The 20,443-nt window shown below is 71.9% G+C and carries 17 protein-coding genes; 4 read left to right on the top strand and 13 right to left on the bottom strand.

Features of this window, described 5'->3' with window-relative positions; genetic code table 11:
• Positions 1-23: 23 nt before the first annotated feature.
• From ACIBK8_RS02970 to ACIBK8_RS02960, 3 genes are all read right to left on the bottom strand, one after another.
• On the bottom strand, positions 24-362 hold the full coding sequence (locus tag ACIBK8_RS02970) for a P-II family nitrogen regulator (protein ID WP_393687621.1): 339 nt from the start codon (positions 360-362) through the stop codon (positions 24-26).
• On the bottom strand, positions 359-1,744 hold the full coding sequence (locus ACIBK8_RS02965; RefSeq protein WP_399039720.1) for an ammonium transporter: 1,386 nt from the start codon (positions 1,742-1,744) through the stop codon (positions 359-361). The genes ACIBK8_RS02970 and ACIBK8_RS02965 overlap by 4 nt, the downstream gene beginning before the upstream one ends.
• A 350-nt stretch (positions 1,745-2,094) precedes the next feature.
• On the bottom strand, positions 2,095-3,564 hold the full coding sequence (locus tag ACIBK8_RS02960; RefSeq protein WP_399039718.1) for a hypothetical protein: 1,470 nt from the start codon (positions 3,562-3,564) through the stop codon (positions 2,095-2,097).
• 480 nt (positions 3,565-4,044) lie between these two features.
• Here ACIBK8_RS02960 and ACIBK8_RS02955 point away from each other — a divergent pair, with 480 nt between their 5' ends.
• Positions 4,045-4,725, top strand: a complete 681-nt coding sequence (locus tag ACIBK8_RS02955; RefSeq protein ID WP_399039717.1) for a bifunctional DNA primase/polymerase — start codon at positions 4,045-4,047, stop codon at positions 4,723-4,725.
• A gap of 370 nt (positions 4,726-5,095) precedes the next feature.
• On the opposite strand, the gene ftsY is transcribed toward ACIBK8_RS02955, so the two are convergent.
• Entirely contained in the window at positions 5,096-6,331 is a 1,236-nt protein-coding gene (ftsY, locus tag ACIBK8_RS02950; protein ID WP_393687617.1) for a signal recognition particle-docking protein FtsY, read from the bottom strand.
• A gap of 379 nt (positions 6,332-6,710) precedes the next feature.
• Here ftsY and ACIBK8_RS02945 point away from each other — a divergent pair, with 379 nt between their 5' ends.
• On the top strand, positions 6,711-8,192 hold the full coding sequence (locus tag ACIBK8_RS02945; RefSeq protein ID WP_399039716.1) for a purine-cytosine permease family protein: 1,482 nt from the start codon (positions 6,711-6,713) through the stop codon (positions 8,190-8,192).
• 168 nt (positions 8,193-8,360) lie between these two features.
• Complete coding sequence (locus tag ACIBK8_RS02940; protein ID WP_399039715.1) at positions 8,361-9,365, top strand: LLM class flavin-dependent oxidoreductase; 1,005 nt, start codon at positions 8,361-8,363, stop codon at positions 9,363-9,365.
• 38 nt (positions 9,366-9,403) lie between these two features.
• On the opposite strand, the gene ACIBK8_RS02935 is transcribed toward ACIBK8_RS02940, so the two are convergent.
• The 5 genes from ACIBK8_RS02935 to ACIBK8_RS02915 all read right to left on the bottom strand — a co-directional run bounded on the left by ACIBK8_RS02935 (position 9,404) and on the right by ACIBK8_RS02915 (position 16,491).
• The gene (locus ACIBK8_RS02935; protein WP_399039794.1) at positions 9,404-9,748 is read right to left on the bottom strand and encodes a cupin domain-containing protein; all 345 of its coding nucleotides are present in this window, start codon (positions 9,746-9,748) and stop codon (positions 9,404-9,406) included.
• Positions 9,749-10,031: 283 nt separating this feature from the next.
• Positions 10,032-11,450, bottom strand: coding sequence for a sugar porter family MFS transporter (locus ACIBK8_RS02930; RefSeq protein WP_399039714.1), 1,419 nt, complete (start codon positions 11,448-11,450; stop codon positions 10,032-10,034).
• Positions 11,451-11,680: 230 nt separating this feature from the next.
• Entirely contained in the window at positions 11,681-15,376 is a 3,696-nt protein-coding gene (locus tag ACIBK8_RS02925; protein WP_399039713.1) for a chromosome segregation SMC family protein, read from the bottom strand.
• A 248-nt stretch (positions 15,377-15,624) separates the two neighbouring features.
• A complete protein-coding gene (locus ACIBK8_RS02920) occupies positions 15,625-15,831 on the bottom strand; it encodes a hypothetical protein (protein WP_030018387.1) in 207 nt (68 codons plus the stop codon).
• A gap of 378 nt (positions 15,832-16,209) precedes the next feature.
• Positions 16,210-16,491, bottom strand: coding sequence for an acylphosphatase (locus tag ACIBK8_RS02915; protein ID WP_393687612.1), 282 nt, complete (start codon positions 16,489-16,491; stop codon positions 16,210-16,212).
• A 132-nt stretch (positions 16,492-16,623) separates the two neighbouring features.
• Between ACIBK8_RS02915 and ACIBK8_RS02910 the strand changes: the two genes are divergently transcribed.
• The gene (locus ACIBK8_RS02910; RefSeq protein ID WP_399039712.1) at positions 16,624-17,553 is read left to right on the top strand and encodes a CAP domain-containing protein; all 930 of its coding nucleotides are present in this window, start codon (positions 16,624-16,626) and stop codon (positions 17,551-17,553) included.
• A 66-nt stretch (positions 17,554-17,619) separates the two neighbouring features.
• Here ACIBK8_RS02910 and mutM read toward each other — a convergent pair whose 3' ends face one another.
• The 4 genes from mutM to ACIBK8_RS02890 form a co-directional block, all read right to left on the bottom strand.
• Complete coding sequence (gene mutM, locus ACIBK8_RS02905) at positions 17,620-18,570, bottom strand: bifunctional DNA-formamidopyrimidine glycosylase/DNA-(apurinic or apyrimidinic site) lyase (protein WP_399039710.1); 951 nt, start codon at positions 18,568-18,570, stop codon at positions 17,620-17,622.
• Positions 18,571-18,653: 83 nt separating this feature from the next.
• Positions 18,654-19,526, bottom strand: a complete 873-nt coding sequence (gene rnc, locus ACIBK8_RS02900) for a ribonuclease III (protein ID WP_399039709.1) — start codon at positions 19,524-19,526, stop codon at positions 18,654-18,656.
• A 7-nt stretch (positions 19,527-19,533) separates the two neighbouring features.
• Positions 19,534-19,707: a 50S ribosomal protein L32 gene (gene rpmF / locus ACIBK8_RS02895; RefSeq protein ID WP_003951102.1), complete on the bottom strand. Its 174-nt coding sequence runs from the start codon at positions 19,705-19,707 to the stop codon at positions 19,534-19,536.
• A gap of 2 nt (positions 19,708-19,709) precedes the next feature.
• Entirely contained in the window at positions 19,710-20,303 is a 594-nt protein-coding gene (locus tag ACIBK8_RS02890) for a YceD family protein (protein ID WP_399039708.1), read from the bottom strand.
• Positions 20,304-20,443 lie beyond the last annotated feature (140 nt).

Raw genomic sequence — 20,443 nt, 5'->3', positions numbered from 1 at the left:
CGGTGTGTCCTTGTCCGCCGTCGTCACAGGGCGTCGGGGCCGCGCTCGCCGGTGCGTACCCGGACCGCGTCGTCGACGGGGACGCTCCACACCTTCCCGTCGCCGATCTTGCCGGTGCGGGCGGCCTCGACGACGACGTCCACCAGCTGTTCGGCGTCGGCGTCCGTCACGAGGACCTCGATGCGGATCTTCGGCACCAGGTCGACGGTGTACTCGGCGCCGCGGTAGACCTCGGTGTGGCCGTGCTGCCTGCCGTAGCCGCTGGCCTCGGTGACGGTCAGGCCGTGCACGCCGAACGACTGGAGTGCCTCCTTCACCTCGTCGAGGCGGTGCGGCTTGATGACTGCCGTGATGAGCTTCATGCGTCCACCTTCTTCGCCGTGTCCGGGCCCGTGCCCCGGTCCGTGCTCTGCGTGTGTGCCGGGGCCGGGACGGCCTTGCGGGCCAGCACGCCGCCGCCCGCGCCGGTGAAGTCGTACGCCGTCTCGGCGTGCGCGGCCTGGTCGACGCCGGTGATCTCCTCGTCCTCGGCGATCCGGAAGCCCATCACCCGGTCGACGGCCTTGGCAAGGAGGTAGCTGACGACCAGGGAGTAGAGCAGGACGCCGAACACGCCGACGGCCTGCTTGCCGAGCTGTTCGAGGCCGCCGCCGTAGAAGAGGCCCTTGGCCTTGCTCTGTACGCCGCCGGTCGCGAACAGGCCCACCAGCAGCGATCCCGCGATGCCGCCGACGAGGTGGACGCCGATGACGTCGAGGGAGTCGTCGTAGCCGAACCGGTACTTCAGGCCGACCGCCATCGCGCACAGCACGCCGGCGATGGCGCCGACGGCGAGGGCACCGAGCGGGCTGACCGCGCCGCAGGCCGGGGTGATCGCGACGAGTCCGGCGACCGCGCCGGATGCGGCGCCCAGGGTGGTGAAGGCGCCGTGCCGCAGCTTTTCGTAGGCGAGCCAGCCGAGCATCGCGGCGGCGGTGGCGACCTGGGTGTTGACGAAGGCGACGGCGCCGACGCCGTCGTCGTTGCCGAGCCAGGAACCGGCGTTGAAGCCGAACCAGCCGAACCAGAGCAGGCCGGCGCCGAGCATCACCAGGGGCAGGCTGTGCGGTCGCATCGGGTCCTTCTTGAAGCCGATGCGCTTGCCGACGACCAGGAGGACGCCGAGCGCCGCGGCGCCCGCGTTGATGTGCACGGCGGTGCCGCCGGCGAAGTCGATGACACCCAGCTTGAAGAGCCAGCCGCCCTCGCCCCACACCCAGTGGGCGACGGGGAAGTAGACGACGGTGACCCACAGGGCGGTGAACAGCGTCCAGGCGGTGAACTTGACGCGGTCGGCGAGCGCCCCGCTGATCAGCGCGGGGGTGATCACCGCGAACATCAGCTGGAAGACGGCGAAGACGTAGACGGGGACGGTGGTGGAGCCCCACAGTTCGGTCAGGCCGATGCCGCTGAGCCCGGCGAAGTCGCCGTCCCAGCCGATGACGCCGCCGCGGTCGGAGCCGAAGGCGAGGCCGAATCCGTACAGGACCCAGAGGACCGTGACGATGCCCAGGCTGATGAAGCTCATCATCAGCATGTTGAGCACGCTCTTGACCCGGACCATGCCGCCGTAGAAGAAGGCGAGGCCGGGCGTCATGACCATCACGAGTGCGGAACAGATCAGCAGGAACCCGGTGTTGGCCGGGCTCAGTGTGACCTTGTCGGCCGCGAGGCCGTCTGCGAGCGTCAGGATGCCTGGGGGCATCGGCGTCTCCTCGTCGTCGATGCGGCCCGTGCGGGGTGCCGTGCCAGGGCGGGCCGTCGTTCGTCACGAGGCTGTCGCAGCGCGGTTTCGGCCACCACCCGCCGGTGTTTCGCCACCGTGACGAAGGCCGCGCCGGTGTTACGCGCGGGTGAATTCCCGGTCCCGCCGGGCGGCTGCCCGTACGGCTCGCCGCCCCCGCCGTGGCACCGGGCGGCGCCCGCGCGGACACTGCCGCTCGTGCCGCTGGACGTGGCCCGGCCGCGGTCGCCACCCGTGTGACCTGGCGTGGGGAAGCCGAGTCGGGCTGTACGGGGTGGTGGCCGCGGCCGGGGGCTGGGGGGCGGGTGCCGTCAGACGGCCTCCGATTCGGGGAGCTGCCTGGCCAGTTCGTCGCTGAGCCGGATCACCTCGGCGACGCCGTCGTAGTCCCGTACGGCGCTGTCCACGGTCTTCCGCAGCCGGGTGTTGACCCGTTCCGAGCGGACCTGCTGGGCGAACGGGATCGCCTGCTGCGCGAGCTCGGCGCACCGCTCGGGCTCCCGCTGGAGCAGGTGCACGGAGGCCATCCCGATGAGGTTGAGTGCATACGACCGCTGGTGCTCGGGGTCCTTGCCGAAGAGTTCGACCGCGCGCTCCATGATCGGCTCGGCGAGCGAGGCGTAGGTGGGGCTGCGGCCCGCCACGTAGGCGAGGTCGCGGTAGGAGTGGGCGTTCTCGGCGTTCAGTTCGGCCTCGGAGAAGAAGCGGATCCAGTCCGGCTCGGGCTCGCCCGGCACGGTGTCGGAGAAGGTGTCCTCGGCCATCCGCACGGCCCGCTTGACCTTGCTGGGCTGGCCCATCCCCGCGTACGCGCGCGCCTCCATCGCGTACAGCATGGCCTGGGTGCGCGCGGTGGCCGTCTCGCGGCTGCCGTACTGGGCGAGGTGGATCAGCTCCAGCGCGTCGTCAGGGCGGCCGAGGTGGATCATCTGCCGGCTCATGCTGGAGAGGATGTACGAGCCGAGCGGCCGGTCGCCGGCTTCCTTGGCGGCGTGCAGGGCGAGCACGAAGTACTTCTGGGCGGTGGGCTGGAGCCCGATGTCGTAGCTCATCCAGCCGGCCAGTTCGGCCAGTTCGGCGGCGACGTTGAACAGCCGCCTGGCGATGTGCTCGGGCTGCGGTTCCTGGAGGAGGTCGGTGACCTCGTGCAGCTGGCCGACGACGGCCTTGCGCCGCAGCCCGCCGCCGCACTGCGCGTCCCACTGCCGGAACATCGCGGTGGTCTGCTCCAGCAGGTCGAGTTCCGGTTCCGACAGCCGCGCCGGGCGCCTGCCGCGCTCCTGGCCCGTGTCGGCTCCGTGCGCGCCCGGCGTGGCGGGGACCGGCACCAGCCAGCGCTGCATCGGCTCGATGAGGGTGGGCCCGGCGGCCAGCGCGAGGGAGGTGCCGAGGAATCCGCGACGCGCCAGCATCAGGTCACTGCGGGAGAACTCGCTGATCAGGGTGACGGTCTGCGGCCCGGCCCAGGGCAGGTCGACGCCGGAGACGGACGGGGACTGGCGTGCGGAGCGCAGGCCGAGTTCCTCGATGCCGACGACGCAGCCGAAGCGTTCGGAGAACAGCTCGGACAGGATCCGTGGGATGGGCTCGCGCGGCTGTTCACCGTCCAGCCAGCGGCGGACGCGTGAGGTGTCGGTACTGATGTGGTGTGCGCCCATCTGCCGGGCTCTGCGGTTGACCTGCCGCGCCAGTTCGCCCTTGGACCAGCCGCTGCGCACAAACCATGATCCCAACTGCGCGTTGGGACGCTTTTCGGCAGTGCCGCTGCCGTTGCCGCCCACTGGAACGCCCCCAAACGTTGTCGCCCGCCGCGAACTCTCCACAGGAGGCCGCCTGTTGCCGCATCTTCCCCGGGCACCTCCACCCGACCACTGAATCCGGCCACCTCGTCCGGCCGGATGCGGCGCGGTCCTTGCCACCGGCATACCCGTGCGAACGATGCCACTTCCGGGTTCGTGTACTGAACGTAATCCGACGATCACGCTCCTCGCGAGGTCGATCGCAGAAACGCCACCATTCGCCACCCCTTCGAATGAACTCCCGGCCTGCTCCGCACGATTGACTTGACACCGGTCGAGCACGATCGGACGGATCGGGGTCCGCAGCGGTGCCCGCGCCCCGGCGCACCACCCCTGGAGCGGCGCCCCTCTCGGGGGCCCCGCGGGCCCGGCGGCCCGCCAACGGAACGTCACTGCACGGCACTTGACTCCGCCCGTCGGCTCGCCACCACCGGCACACACGCACCACCCGTAGGAGAGGGCATGGACTTCACCATCGGCGGCATCCGGGAGATCCGGTCCGGCTCACGGCGCCGCGCCCGCTCACCCGAGAGCACGGCGGTGGCGGAGTACACCGGCCTGTGGGGCTGGGACGTCGTCCCCGGCGCCCGCGCGGCACGCACCGGCAGCGGCCGTACGGACTGCTCGTGCGGCGACGCCGACTGCCCGGCCCCCGGCGCGCATCCGCTGTCCTTCGGCCGTGAGGTCCCCGCCGGGGCCACCCTGGAGAGCGCGGTCGACGCCTGGTCGCGGACCCCGGGGGCGGCGGTGCTCCTCCCGGTGGGGCGGTCGTTCGACGTGCTCGACGTCCCCGCGGACGCGGGCCGGTGCGCCCTGGCGCGCCTGGAACGGATGGGGCTGCCGCGCGGCCCGGTGGCGCTGGCCCCCACGGGGCGCGCGTGGTTCTTCGTCGCCCCCGGTGCCGCCGCCGGACTACCCGATCTGCTCTACCGGACGGGCTGGGACGACGCGGCGCTCGACCTGCGCCCGCTGGGGGACGGCGACCACCTCACCGCTCCCCCGTCCGACCTCGGCGCGCTCGGCCCGGTGCGCTGGCTGCGCCCGCCCACCCTGGACACCGCGGGCCGCCCGCCGCAGGCCCGGTTGCTGCTGGGCACGCTCGCGTATGCCTGCCAGCGGTCGGTGCGCCGTCCGGTGCGCTGAGACACCGGGTACGACGGGCCGTCCGGCAGCCGGGCGGGACGACGGACACCGCGGGCCGGGAACCGGGAGCCGGAGCGCACGCCGGTGGCGGGGGCGCACGCCGGGCGTGGAGCACTGCGCCGGACAGGGTGATCGCGCGCCGGGCGCGGCGGCCGTACCGCCGCGTCCGCGGTGGCCGGCGACCCCGGATTTCCCCTCACATATGACCGAAACCGTGTTCCGCGCCACTGCGTTCGCCGCCCGCCCGGCCCCGCCGGACCGCCGCCCGCCCGCACAACGGCACCGGCCTCCGCCGCCCGCTCCTGGCGGGTGACGGAGGCCGGTGCGTTCCGGGCTCCGGGGAGCGGTCGTGCGCTCCTGGTCCGGGGATTCAGTCGCCGATCAGCGCGTCGACGAACGCCTCGGGCTCGAACGGCGCCAGGTCGTCGGCGCCCTCGCCGAGACCGATGAGCTTGACCGGCACCCCCAGCTCCCGCTGGACCGCGACGATGATGCCGCCCTTGGCGGTGCCGTCGAGCTTGGTCAGCACCACACCGGTGATGTCCACGACCTCGGCGAAGACCCGCGCCTGCACCAGGCCGTTCTGCCCGGTGGTGGCGTCCAGGACGAGCAGCACCTCGCCGACCGGGCCGTGCTTCTCCACGACCCGCTTGACCTTGCCCAGCTCGTCCATCAGACCGGTCTTGGTGTGCAGCCGGCCTGCGGTGTCGATGAGGACGACGTCGGCGCTCTCCGCGATGCCCTCCTTCACCGCGTCGAAGGCGATGGACGCCGGGTCGCCGCCCTCGGGGCCGCGGACCGTACGGGCGCCGACCCGCTCGCCCCAGGTCTGGAGCTGGTCGGCGGCGGCGGCACGGAAGGTGTCGGCCGCGCCCAGGACGACGGACTTGCCGTCGGCGACCAGGACCCGGGCGAGCTTGCCCGTGGTGGTGGTCTTGCCGGTGCCGTTGACGCCGACGACCATGACGACACCGGGGATCTCGCCGCCGCCGTTGCCGATGCCGTTGCCGGTGTGCACGGAGCGGTCGGCCTCGGTGCCGATGAGGGTGAGCAGCTCCTCGCGCAGCAGCTCGCGCAGCCCCTCGGGGGTGCGGGTGCCGAGGACCTTGACCCGCTCGCGCAGCCGGTCGACCAGTTCCTGGGTGGGGGCGACGCCGACGTCCGCGGTGAGGAGGGTGTCCTCGATCTCCTCCCAGGTGTCCTCGTCGAGGTGTTCCCGGGAGAGCAGCGTCAGCAGGCCCTTGCCCAGGGTGTTCTGCGAACGCGAGAGCCGGGCGCGCAGCCGCACCAGGCGGCCCGCGGTCGGCTCGGGGATCTCGATCTCCGGGGCGGCGGGCGCCTCGGGCTCGGCGACCGGCGCCTCGGCCACGGGGGCCTCGGCGGTCGGCAGGCCGACTTCTTCGATGGTGCGACGGGGTTCGTCGCGTGGGGTCTCGGCTTCCTCACCGACCTGCGGCTCTGCAGGCGGCGCGGTGACGGATGGCGTAGGGGAGGCGGCCGGCGGGGACGGCGGCAGCTGCTTCTTCTTGCGGCTGCTGACGACGAGCCCGCTGATCGCGCCGAGCGCGACCACGGCGATGACTACAGCAAGGATGACGATTTCCATAACCCCCCCAGTATCAGCCACGCACCGCCGCCCGTGGCCGCACGCGCCGATCCCGTGGGCGCCGCGTCCCGATCCGGTCCTGCGGCCGGGTCAGGGGTGCGCACGGGGCCGACGAGACCCCGGACACTGTCCGAAAAGTGCTGGTCAGAGCGGTACGGGCGGTCCGGTTCGGGCTTTCGTCGGAAGTGGTCGGGGCGCCTGCTCGTCGGTGGATCCAAGTGGACGTACGGCGCGAAGTTGGACCAAAGTACGATGGTGGACGGCTGCGCAACGCGCGTAGAGTCCTGCCAACCGAAGCTGGCCGGGCACCACAGCCGCTGCCTTGGCGCCTCTCTTCCGGGGGTGCCTCCCAGATCCCGCGCACGGAGACACCTGCACCATGGGCACCACGTCCACTCCCGAAACCGACGGCGCCGTCGAGACACGAGGCATCGAGCCCGTACCCGACAGCGAACGCCACGGCCGCGTCCGCGAGCTCTTCCCCACGTGGGTCGCGGCCAACATCAGCGTGCTGCTGCTCACCATGGGGGCCTCCCTGGTGGTCACCAACGGGCTGAACTTCTGGCAGGTCGTCCTGGTGGCCGCCATCGCCGTGTCGATCGCGTTCGGCATGGTCGGCGTGCTCTCGGTGTCCGGGAAGTGGGGCGGTGCGCCCGGCGCGATGCTCTCCCGGGCCACCTTCGGCGTCCGCGGCAACTACTTCCCCGGGGCGATCCTGTGGGTGGCCCGCTTCGGCTGGGAGACCATCAACGCGGTCACCGGCGCGTACGCGGTGCTGACGGTGCTGAACCTGCTGTTCGGCGTCCGGAGCAACAACGCCCTGATCGTCATCACCCTGCTCGCCTTCGTGGCCTGCACGTTCCTGGTCAGCGGGATGGGCCGCAAGGCGCTGAACATCTGCAACCGGTACTCGACGTATCTGTTCGGCCTGTTCACGGTGATGGTGCTGGTCTACCTGATCGCCACGATGGACTGGCACGCGATCTTCACGAAGAAGGCGGGCACCACCGCGATGGTGATCGCCGGCATCGGCACCATCGCGGCGGGCGGCATCAGCTGGGTGCCCACCGGCCCCGACTTCGCGCGCTACCTGCCGCACTCCGCGTCCGGCCGCAAGATCGTCGGCACCACCGTCTCCGGCGCGGCCCTGGTGCTGCTCCCGATGGTGCTGATGGGCGGTGTGATGGCGGTGTCCAACCCGAAGCTGGCCGGTCAGAACACCGACCCGATGTCGTTCCTCGGCACGATCCTGCCGACCTGGCTCGCGGTCCCCTACCTGGTCACCGCGCTGGTCGGGATGGTGCTGATCAACAGCCTGTCGATGTACTCCGCCGGCTTCACGGCGCAGACCATGGGCGTCAAGCTGCCGCGGGCCCTGGCGGTGAGCATCAACGCCGTCATCAGCCTCGTCGGCGGCCTGTTCATGATGCTGGTGGCCAAGGACTTCATCGGGCAGTTCATCACCTTCCTGACGCTCCTCGCGGTCTCCTTCTCGGCCTGGATCGGCGTCTACGGCGTGGACATGGCCCGCCGCCGCGCCCTGGCGGTCCGCTACGACGCGGAGAGCCTGATGAACACCGGCCGCGGCAGCCGCTACTGGTACGCAGGCGGCTTCTGCTGGCAGGCCATGACGGCCTGGGCGGTGGCGCTCGCCGCGGGCATCTGCTTCACCAAGGTCCAGTGGTTCACCGGCCCGCTGGCCACCACCTGGATCGGCGCGAACGGCCTGGGCTGGGCGGCCACGATCCTGATCGCGGCGGCGCTCTTCGCCCTGCTGCCCCGGCCGAAGGAGACCGTCCGGGCCGACGGCCCGCGCACCTCCGGCGCCCCCGAGGAGCAGCACCCGGCCGAGGTCGGCTGACCACGACCGCACGGCAGCCGCAGCCCCGGGGAACCGCACCGTTCCCCGGGGCTGCGGCCAACCCACGCCCCGGCGGCCGTGGTTGACTCCCACTCCCACCCCCTAGAAATCTGACGTCGCGTCAGTTAGCGTCCCCTGCGCCACCCACCCGGCGAAGGGGACGCTGCCATGCCCGTCACGGTCCTGCGCTTCAATCTCGTCGACCCCTCCCCCACCGCCGACACCCTCGGCGCCCGCTACCGCGCCGCGCTGGAGATGGCCGCGTTCGCCGACGACCGCGGCCTGACCACCGTGCAGACCGAGGAACACCACGCCACCACCAACGGCTGGATGCCCGCACCGCTCGCCTTCGCCGGCGCGGTCTTCGGCGCCACCCGCCGGATCAACGTCACCGTCTCCGCGCTGATCACGCCGCTGCACGACCCGCTGCGGCTGGCCGAGGACATCGCCGTGCTCGACCTGCTCAGCGGCGGCCGGCTGGTCACCGTCGCCGGAATCGGCTACCGGCCGCAGGAGTACGCGGCGCACGGCAAGGACTGGAAGGGCCGCGGCGCGCTCCAGGACGAGGTGCTCGCGACGCTGCTCGCCGCCTGGACCGGCGAGCCGTTCCGCTACCGGGACCGCACCGTGCAGGTCACCCCGCGCCCGTACACCCGGCCGCATCCGCTGCTGCTGATCGGCGGCAGTTCCCGGGCCGCGGCCCGCCGCGCCGCCCGTCTTGGCCTCCCCCTCTTCCCCAGCGCGCACCTGCCCGAGCTGGAGGCGTACTACCACGAGCGGTGCGCCGCGTACGGCACCGAGGGCTGGGTGCTCCAACCGGCCGCCCGCACCTGCCTGTTGCACGTGTCGGACGACCCGGACCGCACCTGGGCGACGTACGGGGCCCACCTGCTGCACGAGGCCCGCACCTACGCGTCCTGGCAGTCCGACGACATCCGCTCGGCCGTACGCTCCGGCGCGCGGGATGTGGCGGAGCTGCGCGCGGAAGGCATCTACCGCGTGGTCACCCCCGACGCGTGTGTGCGGATGGCCGAAGAGGCGGGCCCGCAGGGCTCGTTGGTCCTGCACCCGCTGTGCGGCGGGATGCCGGTGGACGAGGGCTGGCGGTCGTTGCACCTGTTCGCCGAGCAGGTGCTGCCGCGGATCGGGGCGGGGGCCGGCGGCGGGGGCTGAGGCGGCGGCCGGCCCGGGGACCGGCCGCCGCCCGGAGTTCAGCCCTCCGGGTAGAAAACGAACAGGGTGCAGCCCTTGGCGGACTGCGGAATGTGCCAGGATCCGGCCGGCGCGTGGATGAACGTGCCCGCGGGGTGCGCGCAGTCCCCGTCGTGGAACACCCCGTCGACCACGAAGACTTCCTCAGGTCCCGGCTCGTGCAGATCGACGCCTTCCCAGCAGCTCCCCGGATCCAGCTCCACGACCATGGCGCTGGCACCGTTCTCGCCGGTCCACAGCGGCCGGCAGCGGATCCCGGGGAACACCTCCTGCACGGGGGCGTCGGCCACCGTACGGTGCAGGTATCCGGCCGTGCCGCCGACCGCACCGCCCTGCGCCGGCAGCGGCACGCCGCCGTCCACGACCGTTGCCGTCGTGCCGGTCTCCGCGGCCCCACGCGTATCCGTATCCATGTCCCTGTCCATATCCCTGTTCATACCCATCGTCTTCTCGATATCCGCCCCCGTAGCGCTGATCCTGTCGGGTATCGCGGGGGATATCCACGGCTCCGGCATCCGGGCGTGGCGATCGGTACGGGAGTTGACGCCGCCATTACGCGGCGCTGCCCCGGCTCTCCGAATGAGCCGGGGCAGCGTCCACGTGCGAGGAGAAGGACTGGCGGGGTGGTTAGCCCATCTCCTCCAACGCCTTGCCCTTGGTCTCCTTCACGAACTTCAGCACGAAGGGGATCGAGAGCAGGGCGAAGAACATGTAGATCACGTAGGTGCCGGAGAGGTTCCAGTCCGACAGGCTCGGGAAGCTCGCCGTGATGGCCCAGTTGGCGATCCACTGCGCGGATGCGGCGACGCCCAGCGCGGCGGCGCGGATGCGGTTGGGGAACATCTCGCCGAGGAAGACCCAGACCACGACGCCCCAGGAGAGGGCGAAGAAGAGCACGAACCCGTGGGCGGCGATCAGGGCGACGGCGCCCTCGGTGCCGGGCAGCGTGCCGGCCGCGGTCTTGGCCGAGAAGGCCCAGGCTTCCAGGGCGAGCGCGACGGCCATACCGGCCGAGCCGATGAGCGCCAGCGGGCGGCGGCCGATCCGGTCGACGAAGATCATCGCGATCACGGTGCCGATGATGTTGATGATCGACGTCGTGAAGCTGTAGAAGAACGAGCTGCTCGGGTTGATGCCGACGGACTGCCACAGCGTCGACGAGTAGTAGAACGCGACGTTGATGCCGACCAGTTGCTGGAACACCGACAGGCCGATGCCGACCCAGACGATCGGCAGGAAGCCCTTCTTGCCGCCGAGCAGGTCGGTGAACTTCGACTTGTGCTCGCGGTGCATCGCCTCCTCGATCTCGACCACCCGCGCGTCGAGATCGACCGTCGTGCCCTCGACGTCGGCCAGCACCTTCTTGGCCTTGTCGACCTTGCCGACGGAGATCAGGAAGCGCGGCGACTCGGGAATGACGAAGGAGAGCAGGCCGTAGACGAGCGCCGGGACGACCATCACGCCGAGCATCCACTGCCACGCCTCGAAGCCGGCGAGCTTGCCGCGCTGGTTGCCGTCGGCGAGGTTGAGGATGCCCCAGTTGACGAGCTGGGAGACGGCGATGCCGATGACGATCGCGGCCTGCTGGAAGGAGCCGAGCCGGCCGCGGTAGGCGGGCGGCGACACCTCGGCGATGTAGGCGGGGCCGATGACCGAGGCCATGCCGATCGCGATCCCGCCGAACACCCGCCACATGGCCAGGTCCCAGAGGGCGAACGGCAGGGCCGAGCCGATCGCGCTGATGATGAACAGCACCGCGGCGATCTGCATCACGCGGATGCGGCCGATGCGGTCCGCGATCCGGCCGGCCGTGGCAGCGCCGATGGCGCAGCCGATCAGCGCGATGGCGATCACCTGGGCCAGGATGGCCGACCCGACGTCGTAGCGCCCGCGGATCGCCTCGACGGCACCGTTGATCACGGAGCTGTCATAGCCGAAGAGGAAGCCGCCCATCGCGGCAGCCGCGGTGATGAAGATGACATGGCCGAGGTGTTCCGGCTGGGCCTTGCGGCCTTCCGGGACCGCCGGCTGCGCGGTGCTGGTCAACGTGTACTCCAGTGGCCCGGCTGCGCTGCCGGGCGTAGGGGGCTGGCCCTCCCAGTGGCGCATACGTTGGGGACACCCACCACTTGAAGGTAAAAACAACGTTGCCGAGACTATGCCTTCAAGTTTCTAAGTCAATAGGGCGTGATGGATTTGTTTCACGGCACCACAGAGCCCACTTCATTCAAGTTCTGAAGAGAGGCTGGCTGACCTCAGCAAAGGCCCCCGCGGCCTCAGTGCAGCCGCTGGCTGATGACCTTGGACACCCCGTCGCCCTGCATCGAAACGCCGTACAGGGCGTCGGCGACCTCCATCGTCCGCTTCTGGTGCGTGATCACGATCAGCTGGGAGCTCTCCTGAAGCTCCTCCATGATCCCGATCAGCCGCTGGAGGTTGGTGTCGTCGAGCGCCGCCTCCACCTCGTCCATCACGTAGAACGGGCTGGGCCGCGCCTTGAAGATCGACACCAGCAGCGCCACGGCCGTCAGCGACCGCTCGCCGCCGGACAGCAGCGAGAGCCGCTTGACCTTCTTCCCCGGCGGGCGCGCCTCCACGTCCACACCGGTGGTCAGCATGTTGCCGGGGTCGGTCAGCACCAACCGGCCCTCGCCGCCCGGGAAGAGCCGCGCGAAGACCCCCTCGAACTCCCGCGCGGTGTCCTCGTACGCCTCGGTGAAGACCTGCTCGACCCGCTCGTCGACCTCCTTGACCACCTGCATCAGGTCGGCCCTGGTCTTCTTCAAGTCTTCAAGCTGTTCACTGAGGAAGCGGTGCCGCTCCTCCAACGCCGCGAACTCCTCAAGCGCCAGCGGGTTCACCTTCCCGAGCTGCTGGTACGCCCGCTCGGCCGCCTTCAGCCGCTTCTCCTGCTCGGCCCGTACGTACGCCACCGGCAGGTTCCGCGGATGCTCCGGGTCATCGGGCAGCTGCTCGCCGTCGGCGGCGGGCGACGGCGGCACCGGCTGGTCGGGGCCGTACTCCGCGACCAGACCGGCAGGCTCCACCCCCAGCTCCTCCAGCGCCTTGGTCTCCAACTGCTCGATCCGCATGCGCTTCTCGGCGCCCAGCACCTCGCCGCGGTGCACCGAGTCCGTCAGCTTGTCCAGCTCGGACGCCAGCTCCCGGCTCCGGCCGCGCTCCGCCACCAGGGACTGCTCGCGCTCCCCCTTCGCCCGCTCCGCCGCCGCCCGCTCCTCCTCGGCCCGGACGACCGACACCTCGACGTGCGCCAGCAGCTGCCGCGCGCCGGAGGCGACCGCGGCGGCCACCTCCGCCTCGTGCCGCAGCCGGGCGCGCCGCTGCTCGGCCCGCGCCCGCGCCTCACGCTCCGCCCGCGCCCCGCGGTCCAGCGCGTCCGCGCGCCCGGCGAGCGCCTTCACCCGCTCCTCGTGCGTACGCGCCTGGAGCCGCGCCTCCATCTCCGTCTGCCGCGCGTTCGCGCCGTCCGCCGCCAGCCGGTCCCGTACCGAGGTGTCCGGCTCCTCATCGGCCGGCTCCTCCTCGGCGACGGCCAGCCGTTCGGCCAGCTCCTCGGCCTCCTCGGTGGCCCGCAGCAGCGCCTCATCGGCCTTCGCCGCCGCGGCGGCGGACCGCTCCGCCTCGCCCGCGGCGGCCCTGGCCTGCCCGCCGAGCCGCCCCAGGTCCCCGGCGATCCGCGACTTCTCCCGGTCGGCCGCCCGCCGCCCGGCATCGGCCTCCTCGACCTGCGCGGCGGCGACGGTGCGCCGCTCGGCCGCCGCCCGCTGCTCCTGCGCCAGCGCCGTGCAGCGGGTGGCCAGTTCCGCCAGTTCGGCCGCCGCCTCGTCGACGGCCGCCTGCACCTCCAGCAGGCTCGGCGCACCGGCCGACCCGCCGTGCGCGAAGTGCGCGCCGAGCACGTCGCCCTCGCCGGTGACCGCCGTCAGCTCCGGCCGCGCGGCGACCAGATGCTCGGCGTCCTCCAGCGTCCCGACGACCACCACGTCCCGCAGCAGCCGGTGCGCCGCGTCCGCCAACTCCGTCGGCCCGCCGACGAGTTCGGCGGCCCGCACCGGCGCGCCACGGGGCCCGGGAACCCGGTGCGCCGCGTCCTGCCCCGCGCCGGACGGCCGGGCCGGCCCCGGCACCCGCGGGGATTCCTGCGGCCCCGCACCCCCGTCCGTACGGGCCGACGCGGTCTCCTGCCCGGACGCCGCACCCGCGGGCACGGACTGCCGTGCCTCGTCCCCGACGGCGGCGCCGAGCAGCATCGCCGCCCGGCCCGCGTCCTGCTCCCGCAGCAGACGGATGGCACCCGCAGCGGCGGTGGGCCCGGTGAGCGCGACGGCATCGGCGGCGACCCCCAGCGCGGCGGCGACCGGGATCTCGAAGCCGGGCGCGATGGTGAGCAGTTCGGCCGCGGGCCCGAGCAGGCCGGTCAAGGATCCGGCGGCGGCGAGCAGGGCGCCGCTGCCGTCCTTGCGGCGCAGGCCGAGCGCCAGCGCGTCGTGCCGGGCCGATGTCGCGGCCCGCTGCCGCTCGGCCGAGGTCAGCGCCTCACGGGCGGCGCTCAGCGCCTCCTCCGCACCGGCCAGCTCCCGCCGGGCCGCCGCGTACCGCTCGGCGGGCTCCGCCTCCCCCGCGCCGGTCCCGTCCACCTCGGCCTGCAGCTGCTCGTACTCCTCCTGGGCCGCCGCCGCACGCCGCCCGGCGTCGTCCCTGGCCTCGACGAGCCGGCCGATCTCCGCCTGCGCCGAAGCGGCCCGCCCGCGCGCCGCGCTGACCTGCCCGCTGAGCCTGGCCAGTCCCTCGCGCCGGTCGGCGATGGCACGGGCCGCGTCCCGCAGCCGCCGCTCCTCGTCCGCCAACTGCCGCTCAAGACCGGCACGGTGCTCGACGGTGTCCTCCAGCGCCCGGCTCGCCGCGTCCAGCGCGGCCGTCAACTCCGCCTCCTGCTCCCGGATCCGGGCCGCCTCGCGCTCCATGTCCTCCGGGTCGCGCCCGCGCCGCTCGTCCGGCGGCGCCGCCGAAGCGCTGGCGACCCTGGCCTCGGCCAGCGAGACCGTGCCGCGCACCCGCTCCGCGAACCGCGACAGCTCGTACCAGGTCTGCTGGGCCCCCTGCACCCGCGGCGCCAGCGTACGGACCTCGTCCTCCAGCACCGCCTCGCGCCGCTGCGCGACACGCAACCGGGCCTCCGCCTCTTCCTTGCGCTGCTTGAGCGCCGCCTCATCGGCGATCTCGGCGTGCAGCGCGCGGCGCAGCGTGACGAGGTCGTCGGCGAGCAGCCGCAGCCGGGTGTCGCGCAGATCGGCCTGGATCACGGCGGCCCGCCGGGCGACCGCGGCCTGCCTGCCGAGCGGCTTGAGCTGACGGCGCAGCTCATCGGTCAGGTCCTGCACCCGGGCCAGGTTGGCCTGCATCGCCTCCAGCTTCCGCAGCGCCTTCTCCTTGCGCTTACGGTGCTTGAGTACACCGGCCGCCTCCTCGATGAACGCCCTGCGCCCCATCGGGTCGGCGTGCAGCACGCCGTCCAGCTGGCCCTGGCCGACGATCACGTGCATCTCCCGGCCGATGCCGGAGTCGCTGAGCAGTTCCTGGATGTCCAGCAGCCGGCAGGTGTCACCGTTGATCTGGTATTCGCTGCCGCCGTTGCGGAACATGATCCGGGTGAGGGTGACTTCGGCGTACTCGATGGGCAGCGCCCCGTCGGAGTTGTCGATGGTCAGCGAGACCTCGGCGCGGCCCAGCGGCAGCCGCCCGGTGGTGCCGGCGAAGATGACGTCTTCCATCTTGCCGCCGCGCAGCGATTTGGCGCCCTGCTCGCCCATGACCCAGGACAGCGCGTCCACGACATTGGACTTGCCGGAGCCGTTGGGGCCCACGACGCAGGTGATGCCCGGTTCGAACCGGAGTGTCGTGGCGGAGGCGAAGGATTTGAATCCCCGCAGGGTCAGACTCTTGAGATGCACGCCGTTGGACTCTACCGGCCGCCTCCGGGCGGGCCGTCCCAACATTCCGCCCCCGGCGACCGCCGCGTACCGGGCCGCCGTTTCCTTTCGGTTTCACCGAGTGTGGCGCAGGGCACATCATGCGGTAAGGGAGGGCCGGAACGGGAACGAGGAGCGGAAACGACGAAGGGACGCCGAAGCGTCCCTTGCAGATCCTGCTGAGTGATGCCTCAGGCGGCTGGTGCGGCTCGCCGGCCCTGAGGACGGGGTCAGGTGAGCGCGGGCTCCGCCTGGGGTACGTCGATGCCGTCGAGCATCGAGTCGTCGTGACGTGCGGCAGCGGACAGCATGTCGTTTTCGGCCTGCATCCGGATCAGTTCGGATTCCAGGTCTTGAACGCGCTGCTGAAGCCGTCGCATCTCGGAGAGGACTCGGGGGTCGGAGCCGCCGACGTAACCGAGAAGCGCCTTTGCCATGATGGATGGTCCTCCACAATGAGTGACCGACCGAAGCGGTTGGGTCGTGAGGGATTCGCACCCGCGGTGCTTGTCATTTATGGGGTTCTGAATGCCAAACAGCTAAGGTGCGCGGGGATTCCAGAGTCTCACCAAAAGTTTTGACGGTCAACACGATCACACCGCGTATCCACGGGCGCCCGAGAGTGCGCCGCCTCGAAGGCATGGCGCCGACTCCCCAGAAAGGCCCCGCCGGGTGTGGAGATCATCCGTACAGCGGCAGCCTTGCACGGGTCGGCCGAGTTGGCAACCACCAGCCGAAATATCCCGTGAGCGGGCACCAGGAACGGGCCACGAAGATCATTTTTTGCGCGGCACGGAGGGATTTCCCGGGATCGCTCAGCGGATCGCGAAGCCGTCGTAACCCCCGCGCGGGGTGTCCCATATCTCAGTGACGCCGTCGACCCGGCCGGGCGTGTCTCCGGTGCGCAGCCATTCCAGCAACTGCTCGCAATGGTCCTTGGGGCCTTCGGCGACGACCTGGACCCGGCCGTCCCCGAGATTCAGCGCGAATCCGGCGAGGCTCCCGATGCGCAGCGCGTTGGCGCGGGTGAACCAGCGGAACCCGACGCCTTGTACCTGGCCGCGCACCCAGGCGGTCAGACGGACATCTTCGTTCATGTGTGCACGGTAACCGGCCAATTGCCCACCGAGCACATCGCCCCCGTAGCCCATGGCGTACAGTCGCCCGGCAATCGCGTTCACCCGTATGGGTGAAGCATGTTGACGCTGAGGACGGAAGGAAGTCAGCGGATGGGCCGCCATCGACGCTCTGCTCCCCACGCCCCGGAACCCGTGGGAGCGCCGCCTGTTGGCGCACCGCACCCGGCCGGGCCCGTGACGTCCGCGCGCGGACGCCGTGCGGCGCGCGGGCGCCGCTCCGCGCCGGTACGCACCGGGCTGCTCGGCGCATCCGCCGCGGTCGCCATGGGCACCGTGGCGGTCGCCTCCGGGCTGCTCCCCGGGGGCGGGCCGTTCGAGGTGGGCGGCGGTGACCGCAGCGAGCGGGTGCGCGCCGACGCACTGCCTGACACCGGGCCGCAGGGCACCGAATCGGCGGCGCCCAGCGAGCGCGCCACGCACCCCGCGAGCCGCGGCGGTACCCGGTCGGCGGCGCCCGGCACCGACCGCCCGGCCTCCGCCGCCGCACCGTCCGCCACCCCGTCCCCCGGGCGGTCCACCGCCTCCGCACCGGCCCGTGACGGTTCGCCGCACGCCGGGCGGCACGGTGCGAGCTCCCCCGGCACCGCGTCCGCGACGCCGGGGACCACCGCGTCCGCGAGCCCGAAGAAGGCCCCGGCCGCCGGGTCTTCCGCGCAGGCGCAGGTGCTGTCCCTGGTCAATCAGGAGCGGGCACAGGCGGGCTGCTCGCCGGTCCGCGCGGACGGTGAACTGGCCTCCCTGGCGCAGGCGTTCAGCGACGACATGGCCGCGCGCGACTTCTTCGACCACACCGACCCGGACGGCGCGAGCCCCTGGGACCGCGCCCGCAAGGCCGGCGTCTCCGACCTCGGCGGCGAGAACATCGCCCGCGGCCAGCCCGACGCCCGCGCGGTCATGGAGTCCTGGATGAACAGCCCGGGACACCGCGCCAACATCCTCAACTGCGACTACCGGACCCTCGGCGTCGGCATCCACACCGGCCCCGGCGGCCCCTGGTGGACGCAGGACTTCGGGTTCTGACCGGGCGGGCCGGTATCCCGGCCCGCCTCCTTGTGCCGCGTCGGGCGGGGCCCGGCGCGGCACAGGTCACGGCCGCGGCGGTCGCTGGCAGCGCGGGCAGAAGTAGCTGGAGCGGTTCATCCAGGGACGGCGGCGGATCGGGGTGCCGCACCGGCGGCAGGGTTCGTCCTCGCGGCCGTACGCGTCCAGCGAGCGCTCGAAGTAGCCCGATTCGCCGTTGACGTTGACGTAGAGGCTGTCGAAGCTCGTGCCGCCGACGTCGAGGGCGGCGGTCATCACCTCCCGTACGTGGCCGAGGAGTTCGGCGGTGCGGGGGCGGGTGAAGGGGGCGGTCGGCCGCTCGTAGTGGAGGCGCGAGCGCCACAGCGCCTCGTCGGCGTAGATGTTGCCCACGCCGCTGATCAGCGACTGGTCGAGCAGGGCGCGCTTGATGGTGGTGCGCTTGCGGCGCAGCGCGTCGTGGAAGGCGTCGTCGTCGAAGGCCGGGTCGAGCGGGTCGCGGGCGATGTGCGCGATGGCGTCCGGGAGCTGGTCGGCGTCGCCGGGGACGGTGTCGTGCAGCGAGAGGCCGCCGAAGGTGCGCTGGTCGACGAAGCGGAGTTCGGTGCCGGCCGCCTCGTCGGGCACCGGGGTGTCCGTGTCGTCGAAGCGGATCCTGATGCGCAGGTGCTTCTCGTCGGGGGCGTCCTGCGGCTGGACCAGCAGCTGGCCGCTCATGCCGAGGTGGGCGAGGACGGCGAGGCCGTGGGTGACGGAGGTGGTGACCGTCGGCGCGATGCCTTCGGCTGCGGTCTGCGCGGCGGGGCCGCCGCCGGTCACCGGCAGCCAGAGGTACTTGCCGCGGCGACGTGCGACGCCGATCCGCAGCCCCTTCAGCCGGGCTGCGAAGTCGGCCGCGCCCGCGGTGTGCCGGCGGATGGCGCGCGGATGCAGCACCTCGACGGTGTCGACGGTGCGTCCGCTGACCCAGCGCTCCAGTCCGCGGCGTACGACCTCGACCTCGGGCAGCTCGGGCACGGGGGCTCCTCACGTCTCGGGAAAGACTTCTGACCCCGTCCGGAGCGGCGGCACCGCTCCGGACGGGGTCAGAAAGGGGTTGTTCAGCCTGCCGACGACGCGGAGTCGCCGGAAGCCGGGGCCTCGTCGGCGGCGGCCGGCGACGTCTCGCCAGCGGGAGCCGCTTCCTCGGCCTTGGCCGCTTCCTCCGCCTTGGCGTGAATGGCACGCCACGCGGACTCCGCCGCCTGCTGTTCGGCTTCCTTCTTGCTGCGGCCGGTGCCGGTGCCGTACGAGACACCACCGACGCGGGCAGCAGCAGTGAACGTCTTCTCGTGGTCGGGGCCGGTCTCACTGACCAGGTACTCCGGGACGCCGAGACCTTCGGTCGCGGTGAGTTCCTGGAGGCTCGTCTTCCAGTCGAGGCCGGCGCCCAGGCTGGAGGACTTCTCGATGAGCGGGTCGAAGAGCCGGTGCACCAGCTCGCCTGCCGCGTCGAGTCCCTGATCGAGATAGACCGCGCCGATCACCGCTTCGAGGGTGTCGGCGAGGATCGATGCCTTGTCCCTGCCGCCCGTGCCCTCTTCGCCCCGTCCGAGGCGGATGAAGGCGCCGAGGTCGAGGCCGCGGCCCACCTCGGCGAGCGCACGCGAGTTGACCACCGCGGCCCGGAGCTTGGCCAACTGGCCTTCCGGGAGATCGGGGTGGATGCGGTACAGCGTGTCCGTGACCACCAGGCCGAGCACCGAATCCCCGAGGAATTCGAGCCGCTCGTTGGTGGGCAGACCGCCGTTCTCGTATGCGTACGAGCGGTGCGTCAGCGCACGCACCAGAAGGGCGGACTCGAGGTGGTACCCGAGCCGCCCTTCCAGAAGCGTGTGGGACGAGGCCGTGTCCGCCGGAGTCGGTTCATCCCGCTTACGGGACGACGAATGGGCGTCTTCCGCCTTTTTGGGGCTAGACACAGTGCCTGTCACCAGCCGCTCAGACCTCGAGGACCTGGCGCTTGTTGTAGGTGCCGCAGCTCGGGCACGCGATGTGCTGCTGCTTCGGCTCGTGGCAGCGCTCGCACGCCACCAGGGTGGGGACCGCAGCCTTCCACTGCGACCGGCGGTGGCGCGTGTTGCTGCGCGACATCTTCCGCTTCGGAACAGCCACGGCTACTTCTCCTGAGGTTCATCCCCGCCGACGCGGGGGTCATTGTCGATCTCGCCGTCCTGGTCGGACCCGACGAGTCCCTGCAATGCCGCCCAACGGATGTCGACGGCTTCATGGTGGTGGTCCGGGTCGTCCGCGAGCCGCACTCCGCATTCGGAGCACAGACCCGGGCAGTCTTCCCGGCACACCGGCTGCAACGGCAGTGCGAGCACCACCGCGTCCCGCAGCACGGGTTCGAGGTCGAACATGTCGTCCTCGAGGGAGAGGGTGTCCTCCTCGTCCTCGGCGTCGTCGCCGGATTCCGCGGGGCGGGTCCGGGCGTCGGCGTCGGGGTAGGCGAACATCTCCTGGAAGTCCGCTTCGAGCTCTCGCTCCAGCGGCTCCAGACACCTTACGCACTCCCCCTTCACGGTTGCACGGCCGGTGCCTGTGACAAGCACCCCGTCCATGACCGATTCCTGGCGGAGTTCGATGGCGATCGGGGCGCCCTCGGGCACACCGATGACCTCGTTGCCGAGGTCCCTGGGGGCCTCGGCGGTGCGGGAGAGCCGCTTGAGCGCGCCGGGACGACGGCCCAGCTCGCGTGTGTCGAACACAAGCGGGGAACGGTGGTCGAGGCGGGCGTTGATGGCTTCCTGCTTTCTGTACTGCGGAGGAGCCGCCCGTCACCGGATCGGCGAGTGGGCAGCAGCGATCGCGGATGTACACGCGACCGAACAGCCAGGATACTGGACGG

It is taken from the genome of Streptomyces sp. NPDC050161 (genome assembly GCF_044460025.1).
Classification (GTDB): domain Bacteria; phylum Actinomycetota; class Actinomycetes; order Streptomycetales; family Streptomycetaceae; genus Streptomyces.
This window is presented reverse-complemented; position numbering and strand designations above follow the sequence as displayed.

Excerpts from the sequence above, each read along its gene's own strand:
- ACIBK8_RS02940 (WP_399039715.1), top strand. The coding sequence starts at position 8,361 with ATGCCCGTCACGGTCCTGCGCTTCAATCTCGTCGACCCCTCCCCCACC.
- ACIBK8_RS02965 (WP_399039720.1), bottom strand. The coding sequence starts at position 1,744 with ATGCCCCCAGGCATCCTGACGCTCGCAGACGGCCTCGCGGCCGACAAG.
- ACIBK8_RS02920 (WP_030018387.1), bottom strand. The coding sequence starts at position 15,831 with ATGGCAAAGGCGCTTCTCGGTTACGTCGGCGGCTCCGACCCCCGAGTC.
- ACIBK8_RS02910 (WP_399039712.1), top strand. The coding sequence starts at position 16,624 with ATGGGCCGCCATCGACGCTCTGCTCCCCACGCCCCGGAACCCGTGGGA.
- ftsY (WP_393687617.1), bottom strand. The coding sequence starts at position 6,331 with ATGGAAATCGTCATCCTTGCTGTAGTCATCGCCGTGGTCGCGCTCGGC.
- ACIBK8_RS02915 (WP_393687612.1), bottom strand. The coding sequence starts at position 16,491 with ATGAACGAAGATGTCCGTCTGACCGCCTGGGTGCGCGGCCAGGTACAA.
- ACIBK8_RS02955 (WP_399039717.1), top strand. The coding sequence starts at position 4,045 with ATGGACTTCACCATCGGCGGCATCCGGGAGATCCGGTCCGGCTCACGG.
- ACIBK8_RS02945 (WP_399039716.1), top strand. The coding sequence starts at position 6,711 with ATGGGCACCACGTCCACTCCCGAAACCGACGGCGCCGTCGAGACACGA.
- ACIBK8_RS02970 (WP_393687621.1), bottom strand. The coding sequence starts at position 362 with ATGAAGCTCATCACGGCAGTCATCAAGCCGCACCGCCTCGACGAGGTG.